The 14585-nt window shown below is 47.9% G+C and carries 14 protein-coding genes; 3 read left to right on the top strand and 11 right to left on the bottom strand.

The window, feature by feature from the left end:
- Window positions 1–58 precede the first annotated feature (58 nt).
- From ccpA to MKX75_RS19735, 3 genes are all read right to left on the bottom strand, one after another.
- Window positions 59–1072 (bottom strand): catabolite control protein A, encoded by a 1014-nt coding sequence (gene ccpA, locus MKX75_RS19725; RefSeq protein ID WP_062835383.1) that lies wholly within the window; start codon window positions 1070–1072, stop codon window positions 59–61.
- Window positions 1073–1164: 92 nt separating this feature from the next.
- Window positions 1165–1512, bottom strand: coding sequence for a bacillithiol system redox-active protein YtxJ (ytxJ, locus tag MKX75_RS19730; protein ID WP_264927987.1), 348 nt, complete (start codon window positions 1510–1512; stop codon window positions 1165–1167).
- 122 nt (window positions 1513–1634) lie between these two features.
- Entirely contained in the window at window positions 1635–2048 is a 414-nt protein-coding gene (locus MKX75_RS19735) for a hypothetical protein (protein ID WP_062835385.1), read from the bottom strand.
- A 277-nt stretch (window positions 2049–2325) separates the two neighbouring features.
- On the opposite strand from MKX75_RS19735, the gene MKX75_RS19740 reads away from it, so the two are divergent.
- The gene (locus MKX75_RS19740; RefSeq protein ID WP_062835386.1) at window positions 2326–2850 is read left to right on the top strand and encodes a type 1 glutamine amidotransferase domain-containing protein; all 525 of its coding nucleotides are present in this window, start codon (window positions 2326–2328) and stop codon (window positions 2848–2850) included.
- A 124-nt stretch (window positions 2851–2974) separates the two neighbouring features.
- On the opposite strand, the gene ptsP is transcribed toward MKX75_RS19740, so the two are convergent.
- From ptsP to aroA, 4 genes are all read right to left on the bottom strand, one after another.
- Entirely contained in the window at window positions 2975–4735 is a 1761-nt protein-coding gene (gene ptsP, locus MKX75_RS19745; RefSeq protein WP_339166495.1) for a phosphoenolpyruvate--protein phosphotransferase, read from the bottom strand.
- Window positions 4732–6612: a glucose PTS transporter subunit IIA gene (locus tag MKX75_RS19750; RefSeq protein WP_076332393.1), complete on the bottom strand. Its 1881-nt coding sequence runs from the start codon at window positions 6610–6612 to the stop codon at window positions 4732–4734. Before MKX75_RS19750 ends, ptsP begins: the two co-directional genes overlap by 4 nt.
- 196 nt (window positions 6613–6808) lie before the next feature.
- On the bottom strand, window positions 6809–7243 hold the full coding sequence (locus MKX75_RS19755; RefSeq protein WP_339166496.1) for a CoA-binding protein: 435 nt from the start codon (window positions 7241–7243) through the stop codon (window positions 6809–6811).
- 58 nt (window positions 7244–7301) lie between these two features.
- Window positions 7302–8597, bottom strand: coding sequence for a 3-phosphoshikimate 1-carboxyvinyltransferase (gene aroA / locus MKX75_RS19760; RefSeq protein WP_145151207.1), 1296 nt, complete (start codon window positions 8595–8597; stop codon window positions 7302–7304).
- Window positions 8598–8703: 106 nt separating this feature from the next.
- On the opposite strand from aroA, the gene MKX75_RS19765 reads away from it, so the two are divergent.
- A complete protein-coding gene (locus MKX75_RS19765) occupies window positions 8704–9009 on the top strand; it encodes a rhodanese-like domain-containing protein (protein WP_339166498.1) in 306 nt (101 codons plus the stop codon).
- Window positions 9010–9139: 130 nt separating this feature from the next.
- Here MKX75_RS19765 and MKX75_RS19770 read toward each other — a convergent pair whose 3' ends face one another.
- Both MKX75_RS19770 and gndA read right to left on the bottom strand, forming a co-directional pair.
- A complete protein-coding gene (locus MKX75_RS19770) occupies window positions 9140–9649 on the bottom strand; it encodes a shikimate kinase (RefSeq protein WP_248278203.1) in 510 nt (169 codons plus the stop codon).
- Window positions 9650–9916: 267 nt separating this feature from the next.
- On the bottom strand, window positions 9917–11326 hold the full coding sequence (gene gndA, locus MKX75_RS19775; RefSeq protein WP_062835391.1) for an NADP-dependent phosphogluconate dehydrogenase: 1410 nt from the start codon (window positions 11324–11326) through the stop codon (window positions 9917–9919).
- Between the two features lie 262 nt (window positions 11327–11588).
- On the opposite strand from gndA, the gene MKX75_RS19780 reads away from it, so the two are divergent.
- Window positions 11589–12194 carry a suppressor of fused domain protein gene (locus MKX75_RS19780; protein ID WP_339166499.1) on the top strand — a complete coding sequence of 202 codons (606 nt, stop codon included), beginning with the start codon at window positions 11589–11591 and terminating at the stop codon, window positions 12192–12194.
- Window positions 12195–12270: 76 nt separating this feature from the next.
- On the opposite strand, the gene MKX75_RS19785 is transcribed toward MKX75_RS19780, so the two are convergent.
- Together MKX75_RS19785 and MKX75_RS19790 are read right to left on the bottom strand one after the other, a co-directional pair.
- Entirely contained in the window at window positions 12271–12870 is a 600-nt protein-coding gene (locus tag MKX75_RS19785; RefSeq protein ID WP_062835393.1) for a hypothetical protein, read from the bottom strand.
- A gap of 253 nt (window positions 12871–13123) precedes the next feature.
- Window positions 13124–14416, bottom strand: coding sequence for an MFS transporter (locus MKX75_RS19790; protein WP_062835394.1), 1293 nt, complete (start codon window positions 14414–14416; stop codon window positions 13124–13126).
- Between the last annotated feature and the right edge of the window lie 169 nt (window positions 14417–14585).

Raw genomic sequence — 14585 nt, forward strand, 5'->3', positions numbered from 1 at the left:
TTTCGCATATCCACTATGTAGAGAGAATGACTTCTCCCTTTCCTGTATATAATCCCGATTAAACTACATCTGCGTGACTTACAGACAGACGAAGAATCGTTTCATGAGGCAAAATAACACGTGGGTTCTCCACATTTTCCTTCTTCATCAGCTTCGTCAGCAAACGCATCGCTACTGCACCAAGATCGTACATTGGCTGAGCCACTGTCGTCAACTGAGGACGCACCATGGAAGCCATACGGATGTTATCCACACTAATAATGGAGAAATCATCCGGTACTTTCAGGCCTTCATCCTGGATGCTGTGAATGGCACCAATCGCCATTTCATCTGTTGCCGCAAAGATCGCCGACGGTTTCTTCTTCAGTCCGAGGAAATACTTCATCGCTTCCACACCGGATTCGTAACGATAGTTACCGATACGTACCAGATCCTCTTGATATTCCATGCCTGCTGCTTCCAGTGCTTTCTTGTAACCTTGGAAACGGGCATATCCATTCGCAGGATCTTGCAGTGTACCACTGATCATTGCAATTTCCTTGTGTCCATGACGAATCAGGGTGTTTACGGCGTCAAACGCAGCCGCCTCATGGTCAATATCCACCGAAGGGAATGTTCCCTTCTCATCACTCGTTGCACAAAGTACGATCGGCACAGCCGCAGACTGGAACGCCTGAATGTGTTCGTCCGTTACTGTTCCGCCCATGAAGAGCAGTCCGTCTACTTGTTTTTCAAGCAAGGTGTTAATAACACGAATTTCTTTTTCTTTCTTCTTATCTGCATTACACAAAATGATATTGTAGTGATACATATTCGCAATATCTTCAATTCCGCGGGCAATCTCCGCGAAGGTTGAGTTCGAAATATCCGGAATAACGACCCCGACCGTGGTTGTCTTCTTGCTTGCCAGACCTCTGGCTACCGCATTCGGACGATATCCCAACCGTTCGATGGCTTCATATACTTTTTTCCGCGTTTGCGGTTTGACATTAGGGTTATTATTAACTACCCGTGATACCGTTGCCATAGACACTCCAGCTTCACGTGCCACATCATAAATGGTTACCGTCACAGTACTTCTCTCCATTACCAGTAAATTTTCATACCATTTTCATTAAGATTTATATTACGACAAATTTTTGCATTAATCAATTAAAATAGGCTTTAGGACTCACTCAAAACATTCGTAAGTGTGGCGCTAGTAATATCTGAATGGGAAGTATGCCATACAGGAATTCCCTTTTTGATCAGGATCGCCTGTGGAGATTCGTGCTTAACACCCAGCTTATCTGCTGCTTCATTGGATACCGGGCGATCTTCCACAACATAAATGATGCCATATTTCACTTGTTCATTGGGATTGTTATGCAAATAATCGTTCATCTCCTGATAAGCATTCGAGCTGATCGGGCAGCGTGTGCTGTGCTTAAACAGAAGCAAGGGTTGATCCTTGGTAGCCTCCACTGCGGAGTTTAGCTGTTCAATACTTGTCATTTTAGTCATGTCAGCCATTAGATATACATCCCCCTTTACCAGGAATACCGCTATGTTGAGCGTTTTCACTCTTCGATATCTTAACAAAAAGTGCGCGAAAAAGCCAATTTTCATGAAAACAAGCATTTTACACGTCAAAATTAGACAGCATTCGAGAAGTACTCCTGCCACACAAATCCGGATAATTGACTTAATCTGCGCTGTGTGGTCTCAATCCACGCTGTATCTCCAGACTTCGTTGCGTAACCCATAATGTCCAGCAGCAGATTAATACGTTCCTCCACCGCTTGCTGCATGCGATATTCCATCTCCCGATCTGTCGCATCTGGCCAGGCTAGCAATTGCTCATGAAACAGATCTGCCAGTTCATTCCGTTCACCAAAAGATACGTCCTGCTTCACGGGTTGTTCACCCAATGTGCTTATGCATTCTGTTAAGTCCGGCTTGACCGGCGGAAGCACTTCGTAGGATACACAGTCTGTACATGCAAATACAGGTACGTTTCGAATTTCCACCTTTTTGGCGTATACCACTGTTCTTAATTCCAACTCCATTACATGTCCACATCTGCACGACTTGCGCACAACCATCACCTCATTCGTTCTATACTCTTATATAAGTACCATTCGACCTATTTCGGCTCAAATCCTGCTGCAAACGAGAGGTTGCACAAATTACCACTCCCACCAGATGAAGGTTGTCGAATGCAGGCAGTCCTTGACTTGTAATCGCTTCCTCAAAAGTGAATGTGCACTTCCATGAACTCCCACGGAGAATCTGTTACAATTATAGACGCGACATCCCTAATCACCACAAAAAGGAGAGATGGATATGAGATTAACCGGTAAAAAAGTCATCGCTCTGGTCGATGAAGAATTCGAAGATCTGGAATTGTGGTACCCTGTGCATCGTGTTCGTGAAGAAGGCGCGGAGGTGCATCTGGCTGGCGAGAAAAAAGGAAAAACCTATATTGGCAAATATGGTGTCCCTGCTGAAGCTGAATACAGTTTCGATGAACTCGACAGTTCACATTATGATGGTATTCTCGTGCCAGGGGGCTGGGCGCCGGACAAGCTGCGTCGTTATCCCAAGGTACTTGAGCTTGTGAAGGAAATGAATGCAGACAAGAAACCGATTGGACAGATCTGTCATGCAGGTTGGGTGCTGATCTCCGCCAAAATTCTGGACGGGGTAACGGTAACCTCTACACCAGGCATTCGAGATGACATGGAAAATGCAGGTGCCATATGGAAAGATGAAGCGGTTGTTGTTGATGGCCATATCATCTCAGCGCGTCGTCCACCCGACCTTCCACCTTACGGTAAGGCATTCTGTGATGCACTCGCTGACAAATAAAAATAACCCCGTTGTGCTTGAGATTAGCACAACGGGGTTATTTTACTATCACAAGTTTCTTAACAATAATTTATCACAAATGTAAATATATTAACTTAAAGGTATTTATATCCAATTATCCAGTTCATGATGCATTCGAACCACTTTGCTCGTCTGGACTACCTGTGGAATCATTAAAAACCTGTAGGTGCTCCTCAATATCTCCGCTGGTGCGCAGGGCGAAGCACTTACGTGCTTCTTCTTTGGCTTCCGATGCAGTTGTATTCAGCACTCTGTGCTTCACACGTAGCAGGGATTGTGGAGACATACTCAAGTGGCGGATGCCAAGCTCCAGCCAAAGCGGTATGGCACGTTCGTCCCCTGCCATCTCTCCGCACACACTAACATCAATTCCGGCGGTGTGAGCCGCATCCGCTGTGGCACGAAGCATCCGTAGAACAGCCGGATGATATGGATGATACATATGAGCTATCTGCTCATTCATTCGATCTACTGCCAATACATATTGAACCAGATCGTTCGTACCAATACTGAAGAAATCTGCTTCCTCAGCCAGAAGGTCAGCAATCATCACCGCTGCAGGAACTTCAATCATAATCCCTACCTGAATGTGAGGATCGTATGACAGTCCCCGCTCGTCCAGATCGGACATCGCCTCACGAAGAATCTCATTGGCCTGCTGAAGCTCTTCCACCGAAGAGATCATCGGATACATGATTTTGACATTACCGGCAGCACTGGCACGCAGAATGGCTGTAAGCTGTGTTTTGAACAGATCCTTGCGGTCCAGACTAATGCGAATGGCACGGTACCCCAGAAACGGATTGTCTTCCTCAGGCAATTCAAAATAATCGAGCTGCTTGTCACCACCGATATCCAGTGTACGAATGACAACGGATTGGCCTGCTGTTTTCTCTGCCACAAGGCGGTACACCTCATACTGCTCTTGCTCGCCCGGGAACGTAGCCCGGTCCATATAAAGGAACTCTGTCCGGAACAAGCCTACGCCCTTCGCTCCATGTTTTAAAGCCATGTCCAGTTCCTTCACGGAACTGATATTGGAAGCAAGGTGTAATACGGCCCCGTCTTTAGTTACGGCATCTACTGTAGCAAGCACTTGAAGTTGTTCCTTTTTCTTCAGTTGCTTGCTGCGCAGCATCGTATACCGTTCAATCGTCTTGCGGTCCGGATCGGTAAATACCAAGCCATTGTCACCATCTACCACAAGCATATCCCCTGTCTCTACCGGCATGCCAAGACTCGCTTCCAGGCCGGAAACGAGAGGAATGCCGAGTGCACGAGCCATAATCGCAGAGTGTGATGTTTTCCCGCCAATTAAGGTTACAATGCCTAGCACATGAGTGGGATTTAGATGTGCCAGTTGAGATGGCGACAGCTCTTTGGCAACGAGTACATAAGGCTGGGTATCCGAAGGAAGTGTAATCTCTGGCGCGCCAAGCAAATGCTTGAGCAGACGGTTACCCACATCCTTGATGTCAATAGCCCGCTCCTTCATATACTCATCTTCCAGCAGATCAAACATCGTGACAAAATGGTCAATGGCTTCTTTGACCGCCACTTCTGCTGCCTTGTACTGGCGTTCGATAATACCGCGAATTTCGTTCATGAATACCGGATCTTCGAGGATTGCCAGATGTGCATCAAAAATACTGGACTCCTCTGGACCAACGACTTCCTTAAACTCATTTTTGATATATTCGATCTCATCCTTAGATGTCCGTATGCCCTCATACAACCGTTCGAACTCCTGGGCGAGATCCACCGAATCCATCTTCTGATCCGGCAGATCCCATTCCCAACTGGGCAGGACAAATGCTTTGCCGATGGCTATGCCTGCAGCTCCGTTGATGCCTTGTATCTTCATTCTACCCCTCCAACGTTCCTGTCATAGAGCACCACGGACATAACGGATGCCTGACCTTTCTTAACTTGCTTAAATGGAGCAAAACTCCATGATTTTACACGATCTGGATTCGTAATTACCATTGGTGTTGTCAGTGATGCCGCTTGCTCGCGAAGTACTGCCAGATCGAACTTGATCAACAACTGCCCTGGCTCCACCGTATCGCCCTCCTGAACAAAAGCTTCAAAATGGCCTTTCAACTGAGAGGTATCGATGCCGATATGCAGTAACACCTCAAGCCCCTCCCGGGTGGAAATACCCAGGGCATGCATGGTCGGGTACAAGTGCATAATCGTTCCGAAGACGGGTGAGACCAGCTCTCCCTTTTCAGGAACAAAAGCTACCCCATCCCCAACAAGCTTGGCTGCAAAGATCTGATCCGGCACCTCTTCGATTGGGAGCATTTTACCCTGAACGGGCGCACAGAATAGAACCTGTTGCAGATCTCTTTCCAGCAGTTTCGCGATTTCTTCTCGGATCAATTCCGAGTAGGTACCGAATACCACCTGTACGTTACCGCCACCCAGCTTAATCAGTCCAGCGGACCCCATACTCTTCATGGCACCCGTGTCGATCAAGCGGTCATCATGAACAGTCAGGCGAAGTCGCGTAATACAGGCTTCAACCTGCACAATGTTCCCTTTTCCACCCAATGCTTCGAGAATCAAAGGTGCCTGATAAGGAATATTACCTACCCAATCTTCCAGCATGGACCCCTCTTCACGTCCTGGTGTTGGTATCTTGAACGTACGAATCGCCCATCGGAACAGGAAGTAATAGACCAGCCCATATAGTATGCCAACCGGAATGAGCTTCCAAGCATTCTCCGATAGATGGAAATTGAGTATGTAATCAATAATACCTGCGGAGTAAGAAAACCCGTGCCTAATATCGAGCCAGTAGCTAATCCACATGGCAACACCGGACATGACTGCATGCACGATGAACAGATAAGGTGCGGCGAACAAAAAAGCAAACTCAATCTGCTCCGATACCCCGGTCAGAAAACAAACGAGTGCCGATGTCAGAAAGGTTTTCTTGATTTTCGGTTTCAGATCTTCCCTGGCTTCCTGAATAATAGCGAAGGCTATTGCCGGAATGGCGAACATCATGATGGGAAACAAACCCGCCATAAAAAATCCTGCGGTGGGATCACCTGCAAAAAATCGAGGCAAATCACCTTGCACAATGTTACCATCAGGCGTTTCAAACGTCCCTAACTGGAACCAAAACACATTGTTAAGCAGGTGATGAAGGCCGAAAGCGACCAGCACCCTGTATAACACCCCGTAGATGAACAGCCCAAAACCCCCGAGACTGTATTCCCAAGTGGCGATGGCGTTCAATCCATGCTGAAGGATCGGAGCAAGCCATAACATAAAACAGGAGAACAGTGCCGAACAGAGTCCAACAATGAGTAAAACAAACCTTGAACCCCCGAAAAATTGTAAAATTTCAGGCAGTTTAATGCTTTTAAAGCGATTATGCATTCCCCCGGCAAGCGCGCCGAGTATGATTCCGATTAAGGAAGCGGGCTGAACGGTGCCGTCGCCGAAGTTGCGAGTGACCTGATCATATATCACGATACCAGCCAGCGCAGCGAGTCCCGCTTGTCCGGCCTGGTTGGAGAGTCCCAGTGCTACACCGACAGCGAACAAATACGGCAAGAAATAAAAAATACCGTGTCCGGCCACGGTAGACACTTCACCGACAACTTCCAATCCCCAGGCGTCCCAAGGCAGACTGCCAACACTGAGCAAAATTGCGGCGGCGGGCAGGACCATTGTAGGCAGCATTACCGCTCGTCCGAGCTGCTGCAAGGATCCGAGCCAATTCATGGCGACCTCTCCTTTCTATCCTAGATGGTAAGCTTTACGCAACGTTTTGTCAAAGTAAAACAGTAACCAATTGGTAATTAATACGGCAAAAATAGAACAGAAAAAATCCCGTCAACTTCAAGTTAACGGGATTCATCCTATAATCATTCAATTGGGACAGATCAGGAGATCATCTGATCACAGGTGAACGAGCCTCTCAGCCGCGTCCAGCGCCGCGCAGAACGATGGAATCCTCTACCTTGATACAACGATTCGTTACCGCTGTCATGCCGTTCTCCGCAGCAATCTGGACCGCTTCATCACTATGGATGCCAAGCTGCAGCCACAGTACATTCGCTTTGATGGCGGCAGCGTCACGAGCGACATCCGCGCAAAACTCTTCGCGACGAAAGACATTGACGATGTCTACCGACTCTGGAATATCCGCGAGTGTGGCATATACCGTCTCTCCAAGGATTTCACCTTGCACCTGTGGATTAACCGGGATGATGCGATAGCCTCTGCTCTGCATGGCTTCGGCTACCATATAGGAAGTGCGATCCGATTTGTCTGATAAGCCGACGACTGCGATGTTGCCTGCCTTGCGCAAAAGTTGTCCAATTTCTTCACGAGTAGGGTTGTTAAATTCCATGTTCAAGCACCATCCTTTTCTGATTAAAGTGCGTGTTCAAAAGACAGTTTTCAGTTATTTACTCTTTTACCCATTGAACCGAGGCGCCAAGCGCCTGCAAATGATCGAAATATTGCGGATAAGACTTGGCTACATGGTGTGCATCCCGAATACGAAGTGGTTCCTTGGAACGCAGACCAACGACTGTAAGCGCCATAATTACGCGATGATCGTAATGAGCGTTAATCTCAACGCCACCTTCAACGCCTTCCGGACGCCCGTGTACGATAATCTCAGCCTGACGCTCTTCGACGTTCGCTCCTGCCTTCCGCAGCTCGTTCAAATAATCAGTGATTCGGTCACATTCCTTGTAACGCAGGTTCTCTACATTATAGAACCGTGACGTGCCTTCCGCAAACACAGCTGCGGCTACCATAGCCAAAACGGCGTCCGTCGCGGCATCCCCGTCGAATTCGATCGCTTTCAGTCTACCATTGCCTTGAACGTGTACGACATCGTTCTCATGTGTCAATGGCACTTCCATCATACGCAACACATCAACGATGGCACGTTCACCTTGCTTACTCTGCTCCATCAAGCGCAAAATCTTCACATCAGACTGTGTAACCGCTGCTGCGGCAAGAACCGCTGCTGAGCCCGGGTAGTCCCCTTGAACTGTGTAGGTCGTTGGCTGGTAAGCCTGTCCACCTGGTACACGGAAGGACATGTAATCATCACTTGCATGGATAACGATGCCTGCCTGCTCCAGTACTTCCAGGGTCTGTCCGATAACGACCTTGGACTTCAGGTCATTCAGCACTTCAATGGTGCTGTCTTCTGCAAGCAAAGGCGTAACAAACAGCAATGCGCTAAGATATTGGGAGCTAACGGAGCCGGATACACGAATGTGTCCCCCCTTGGCATTGCCACCTTTGATCGTAATCGGCAGGCGCCCTTGTTCATGTTGTACTTCTACACCCAGTTGACCAAGCGCATCGATCAGGTCATCATGCGGGCGTTTGCCGAGCGAATCCGGGTACGTATTCACAAAAGTAACTTCAGGACAAAGCGCTGTAACGCCCATCAGGAAACGAAGTACTGCACCCGCATTGCCTACATTCAATTCACGCACATCACGGGGATGACTGCCAAAGCCTTGGATCACAATCTTGCTGTCGTCTTCTTCAAGCACTGCCCCCAGATCGCGAATACATCTGCGCATGGCGTCACTGTCTTCACTGTGTGCCGGGAAATGAATGGTACTTGTACCTTCTGCCAGCGCAGCAGCCAGCAAATAACGAGTCGTGTAGTTTTTGGAGGACAGAGCTCCGATTTCCCCGTTCAGGGTAGGGGTTGGTTTAACAATAACGTCCATGGATGAAATTCTCCTTCATTAATTATATTGTGGCCAAATTGACATTCCATGCATCGCTTGGGTATCATTATAGGCGTTAAGTCCATACAGAAAAGAGGACCTGAATATGACACAAATAGCTGAAATTGAAACATCTGAGCTGCGCCGCCGTTTACAGGCAGGAGAGAAGCTGCAGATGATAGACGTCCGCGAGGACGATGAAGTGGCACAAGGCATGATCGAAGGAGCTAAGCATATCCCGCTTGGACAGATTCCGGACCGACTGTCTGAGATTGATAAGTCAGGCGAGATTGTATTCATCTGTCGTAGTGGTTACCGCAGTGAACGTGCCTGTGAATATCTGCAGCAACTGGGCTATGAAGGCTGTACGAACATGATTGGCGGCATGCTTCAATGGCAACAGGAAGACTAGAAAAACTCGGAGCGGAGCTAAGTCATTGTAACCTTGTGACCTCTACTCCACTACTAGAAACGGGCCATATGGCCCGTTTTGTTATATCCGCCACCTATCTATCAACCAACAAACTTCGACGATCACAAGCTTAGACGCGGTAATGCACTAAAATTAAACGAGTCACTTCAGCAGCGGATAACTCGGTTGTATCCACTGTATAATGCGCGAACCGATATGCGTCTTTCCGTTCTTCCATAATCGTCTTGATACGTTCCTCTGCATTGCCTGCAAGAAGCGGACGATTGTCACAGCCGCTAACACGTTCTACAATCACTGCTGGATCAGCAGTCAGGGCAACAACCCAGCCATTCTTCGACATCACGTCACAATTATCCGAACGCAGCACCACGCCACCTCCGGTCGCAATGACCTGTGACTTTTTCTCCAGTACCGAGCACAACATACGGCTCTCGGCATCACGGAAATACGTCTCTCCCTTGTCAGTGAACAGTTCTGGAATCGTACAGCCTTCCTCTTTTTCCACCGCGGCGTCCACATCAATCAATCGGTAGCCAAGCTCGCGTGCAAGCATGTCAGCGACGGTAGATTTGCCAGTTCCCATCATGCCAATGAGAATAATATTGTTAGACTTGCTCAAGGTGTACACTCCTTTAATTCAAGCAATTCGTGAGCACTTTTGTCCTATCATAACACAGCCCTGCGGACTGGGAAAGACCATCTCCTTACCGACTTCCGTTGGACCATCCAGCAACATAACGAACTCCAATGAGCTTATTTATAAAAAAGAAGCCTGGCGTTAACCGGCAATAACCGGAACACCAAACCTCTTTATGAGCCTTTCAACAGGCCAAAGCTGCCACTTAAAGGGGCACTAGCCAAATCTAATAGACTTGTATATGTGGTACTACTCCATCCAGTTGTGGTGGAAGCTGCCTTCTTTGTCCACACGTTTGAACGTGTGAGCACCGAAGTAGTCACGTTGTGCTTGCAGCAAGTTTGCTGGCAAACGCTCTGTACGGTAGCTGTCGTAGTAAGAAAGAGCGCTGGAGAAGCCTGGTACCGGAACACCTTGTTGTACAGCAGCCGCTACAACTTCACGCCATGCGCCTTGATAAGACTCAACGATATTTTGGAAGTAAGGATCCAAGAGCAAGTTTTTCAGAGCTGCGTCTTTATCATAAGCTTCCTTGATGTTTTGCAGGAACTGCGAACGGATGATGCAACCACCACGGAAGATCATGGCAATGTTGCCGTATTTCAGATCCCAGCCATACTCATCGGAAGCTGCACGCATTTGTGCAAATCCTTGTGCATAGGATACGATTTTACTTGCGAAGAGGGCTTTACGCACGCTCTCGATGAATGCTTTTTTGTCCCCGGAGAACGCTTCAGTCGCTGGTCCACTCAGGATTTTGCTAGCTGCTACACGCTCGTCCTTCATGGCAGAAAGGAAACGGGAGAATACGGATTCCGTAATCATGGACAATGGTACGCCGAGATCCAACGCGCTTTGGCTTGTCCACTTACCAGTTCCTTTTTGTCCTGCAGCGTCCAGAATGACATCAACCATTGGTTTACCAGTTTCCGGATCATATTTGGAGAAGATATCTGCCGTAATTTCGATCAGATAGCTATCCAGCTCTCCTTGATTCCATTCCGTAAAGATCGCGTGCAGCTCTTCAACGGAAACGTTCAATACGGATTTGAGCAAGTGGTAAGCTTCACCAATCAACTGCATGTCTCCGTACTCGATACCGTTATGCACCATTTTCACATAATGTCCGGCACCGTCAGGTCCAATATATGTACAACATGGATCGTCACCGACTTTGGCCGAAATTGCCGTCAGAATCGGTTCAACCAGTTTATAAGCACTTTCCTGTCCACCTGGCATGATTGAAGGGCCTTTCAATGCGCCTTCTTCACCACCGGATACACCTGTACCGATGAAGCGAATGCCTTTGTCTTCCAACTCTTTGCTGCGACGTTGCGTATCAGGGAAGTATGCGTTCCCTCCATCGATGATGATGTCGCCCTCATCCAAGTGAGGAAGCAGTTGTTCAATGGTAGCGTCGGTCGCTTTGCCGGCTTGTACCATGATCAAAATTTTGCGCGGGGATTCCAGGGATGCTACGAACTCTTCAATGGAGAATGAGCCTGTCAGGTTTTTACCTTCAGCTTCTTTCAGAAGATCATTGGTTTTCTCCGGGGAACGGTTATATACCGATACCGAGAAACCTCTGCTTTCAATGTTAAGGGCCAAATTTTTGCCCATGACAGCCAGGCCAATTACGCCGATTTGTTGTTTTGTCATCTGGTCCTCCATCCTTTGCTCCAATTAATTTTATTGAAATGAATTCTCAACAATACTCCTATTTTAACGGTTTTATGTATAGAAGTGAACCCCGTGACACCGTTACGCAACGATAAAACACCCCAATCTGCTGAGGTGTTCATCGTATTTTCATAAATAGAACCGTGAAGGCAATACATCATGCCAAAGTAATCCAATATTGTATTGTACAATGCTATAATTATATCCAATGAAGTTCGAACAAAAAGGAGGATTGTACATAATGGCGTTAGAGCAGTTCTCAAAAGAGGAACGGTTTTCCCTGGATATTCGAAGAACATTTCTTCTGGGGGCGTATATGAATGAATGGGGGGTGCCAGAGCTCAGGATCATTCTTTCGAAGCCAGAAAGAAACATTCATGTAGAAATCTATTATTTTCCTGCCACAATTCAATCTGGCATCGCAAGATTCGTGACGGTAGGGTTGTCTCAGGCAACGCGGCCCTCAGGAGAGCTTGTAGCTGCTGAATGGATGCTTGCGCTGCAACCGGATCTTGGCGGTGAAGAGGTGGAGCGTGTCAACACGTACCTGGTCGATCTGATCTCCCATCACATCGAAAATGTGCCGGATTCGACGGTTCCCCGTGTGATGGAATCAAGCGGATTAGCACCAGCCCGATGGAATGCGAATGCCTTTCTCATTGATGAATTGCGGGGAGAAAAAGAATCCCTCGAACAGATTCATGTGGGTCATGAGACGGTAGCATTACTGTGGGCAGTACCCATCACTTCTTTCGAAGCCAACCTGTTGCTCACCCAAGGATTGGATGAATTTGATGCCTGGATTGAAAGCTCGCAATATTCTATCGTCGACCCCTGTCGTCCGTGATGCCCGTTAGGCACAAAAATAGAGCCCTGGCTTGCGCCGGGGCTTTGGTATAGATGACTTTCAAAAGAAATATTCATCAACCTTCCAGCATTAACAGATGTCCAGACAACTGTTTCAATGCTTCGCGGCAGGCATTTGCCTTTTCCGTATTATTCAGCTGAACAGCCGTATACAGGCGCTCCAGTTCATCGTCCACTTCCATGCGTAACAACATGAGTCGCTCTTCGCCTTCGCGCGAGAGGAACATTTCTTCCATCTCTTCCGCCGTCGGCGCAGGTTCCTTTTGAAAAATAACACGCTGTTTGAACCCGGACACTTCCACGAGCCGAATAACTTCACCGAATAAAATGTTCTCCACGGTCATCTGCTGATCCTTGAACCGCTTCACAACCGCATGCCCGCGTGTATCTCCAATCAGCTTCTCCAGCCACTCTGCAAGCTTCGCGTCCTTGATAATGTAATCACCTGTCATCTTATAGTTACCACTGCGTGTCTGTTGAAAACGGAGCTTTACCAGCTTGCGGCCAGTACGGACAGACAGGATAAAAAAGGATTCATCCTCGCTCCAATATAGTGAATACCCCTCACGAATAAGGTCTTTGATCAAATTTTGGATATGCCGACGGTTGAACCGCAGCTCCAGATTGCAATATTCAACTTCATAACTCTTATTCACGGCACTCCCTCCATCTGTACCGGAATTGCTCCGGCCCTCGTCTTCAATCGCTTCTACTCAATCGGCTTACCCTATTTTATACTTCATTTTATGTAAGGGTACTTGGTTATTTGACTATTTTTCACCGAAAGGGCCGCAGGATTGCAGCTTTCCGCAGGAGCACAGGGGCAAGCCCCCGATTTTGTTGATATTATGGACGCGAAAAAGGGAGTTCCACAACCACGATGGTTGACGGAACTCCCTTTTCTATTGCTTATTTGGCCGGAGCAGTACGGAACGGATTCCGAGATAATACAAAATGCACGACGGCAAGTCCTGCCATGACGATGGCACTGCCGATGAATGGAGCCGGATGACTAACGTGATCCCACAGCAGTCCGGAAACAATGGGGCCTACAACCATTCCTGATCCTTGTAGTGTAAGGAAAAATCCCCAGATTGCTCCCCGCTCCCCTTTGGGAATCAGTGTGGCTACAAAAGCATTCCAGGCTGGCAAAATCATGGCATAACTAATTCCCACCAGCATGACAACACCAAACACCACCGGAATGGATGTGATGGAGGAGAATGCGAACAGACTCGCTGCCGCCATCAAAAAACCAACGTTCAGGAACGGTTTGGTGCCGAACCTGTCTACCATTTTACCAACAGGCAGTAAGGCAATAACCGTTATTCCACCGCCCGCAATCAGCAACAAACTGTATAGGTTCGGTGAGATGTGCAGGTCTGTGCGTGTGTATAACGTAATTACCGGACTGAGCAGCCCGATGACAAACGACTGCATAAACAAGGCAGGATACACCAGCGGATTGACATTAAGCGTGCTGCGCACCCGTTGCAATGTGCCCTTCACACTCTTTTGCAGCCGGATGAACGGCGTGAGCAGATTCGGTTTGGCTGGATACTTCACATCTCCATTCTTCGCTGCTTGCTCGGCATGCTCTCCTTCGACGATGACACGTCCGGGAAGAATCATGGCTACCAGGATAACTAGAATGGCACATCCCATCAGCACGAGAAATATGGTTCGATAATCATGATGCGTGCGCTCCAGCAACCAGTTCATGCCCACGGGTCCAAGCCCTGTGCCGCCCAAAGCGGCCATCTCCAGCGCTCCCATTGCTGTACCATTTTTGTTCTGTGGGCCTGACATCGCAGTCACCCCTGTCATGGCGCAAGGCCAGAGCGGTGACGTACCAACACCAAGGATCAGACAGGCCATGGCCAGTCCAAAGGCGCTTTTAAGAAAAAGGATCATAATAACAGCGATTAAGGTACAGATTAGTGCTGTAACCATCGTTGCACGAAAGCCGATCCGTTCTGCGGCCCAGCCGGAAGGCGCCCGGAACAGATTATCTCCCAGATATTGAAGCGCAAAGGCTACACCGATAACACCTGCGGACAGACCCAGAATATTGTCCATATACACGGGCAAAACAGCTACCAACAGGGCTCCTTTGATAATTTCAACTAGAAAAAGTGTCAACCACATCGCGATAAAAAATGGTGATCGCAAAATTTTGGCTGGTTTTGTGTCGGTTTGCATTCTTTTTCCCCTTTCGGCGTTCATTAACCTATTCCCTATCCTTAGTGTAACCGTGGGGAATGTGCCCAAATCTCGGCAATTTAAAAAATTGTCGATTATACTGTTGCATTCGGTTCTTAATTTGCTATACTCATCTTTGTTTACCAATTTTATTAGGAAGGGTTGTGAC

It is taken from the genome of Paenibacillus sp. FSL R5-0341 (assembly GCF_037975235.1).
GTDB lineage: Bacteria > Bacillota > Bacilli > Paenibacillales > Paenibacillaceae > Paenibacillus > Paenibacillus amylolyticus_A.

Bases quoted from the DNA above. Each gene is read 5' to 3' on its own strand.
- ytxJ (WP_264927987.1), bottom strand. From the start codon at position 1,512: ATGGCTGACATGACTAAAATGACAAGTATTGAACAGCTAAACTCCGCA.
- MKX75_RS19735 (WP_062835385.1), bottom strand. From the start codon at position 2,048: ATGGAGTTGGAATTAAGAACAGTGGTATACGCCAAAAAGGTGGAAATT.
- MKX75_RS19740 (WP_062835386.1), top strand. From the start codon at position 2,326: ATGAGATTAACCGGTAAAAAAGTCATCGCTCTGGTCGATGAAGAATTC.
- ptsP (WP_339166495.1), bottom strand. From the start codon at position 4,735: ATGAAGATACAAGGCATCAACGGAGCTGCAGGCATAGCCATCGGCAAA.
- MKX75_RS19750 (WP_076332393.1), bottom strand. From the start codon at position 6,612: ATGAATTGGCTCGGATCCTTGCAGCAGCTCGGACGAGCGGTAATGCTG.
- MKX75_RS19755 (WP_339166496.1), bottom strand. From the start codon at position 7,243: ATGGAATTTAACAACCCTACTCGTGAAGAAATTGGACAACTTTTGCGC.
- aroA (WP_145151207.1), bottom strand. From the start codon at position 8,597: ATGGACGTTATTGTTAAACCAACCCCTACCCTGAACGGGGAAATCGGA.
- MKX75_RS19765 (WP_339166498.1), top strand. From the start codon at position 8,704: ATGACACAAATAGCTGAAATTGAAACATCTGAGCTGCGCCGCCGTTTA.
- gndA (WP_062835391.1), bottom strand. From the start codon at position 11,326: ATGACAAAACAACAAATCGGCGTAATTGGCCTGGCTGTCATGGGCAAA.
- MKX75_RS19780 (WP_339166499.1), top strand. From the start codon at position 11,589: ATGGCGTTAGAGCAGTTCTCAAAAGAGGAACGGTTTTCCCTGGATATT.
- MKX75_RS19790 (WP_062835394.1), bottom strand. From the start codon at position 14,416: ATGCAAACCGACACAAAACCAGCCAAAATTTTGCGATCACCATTTTTT.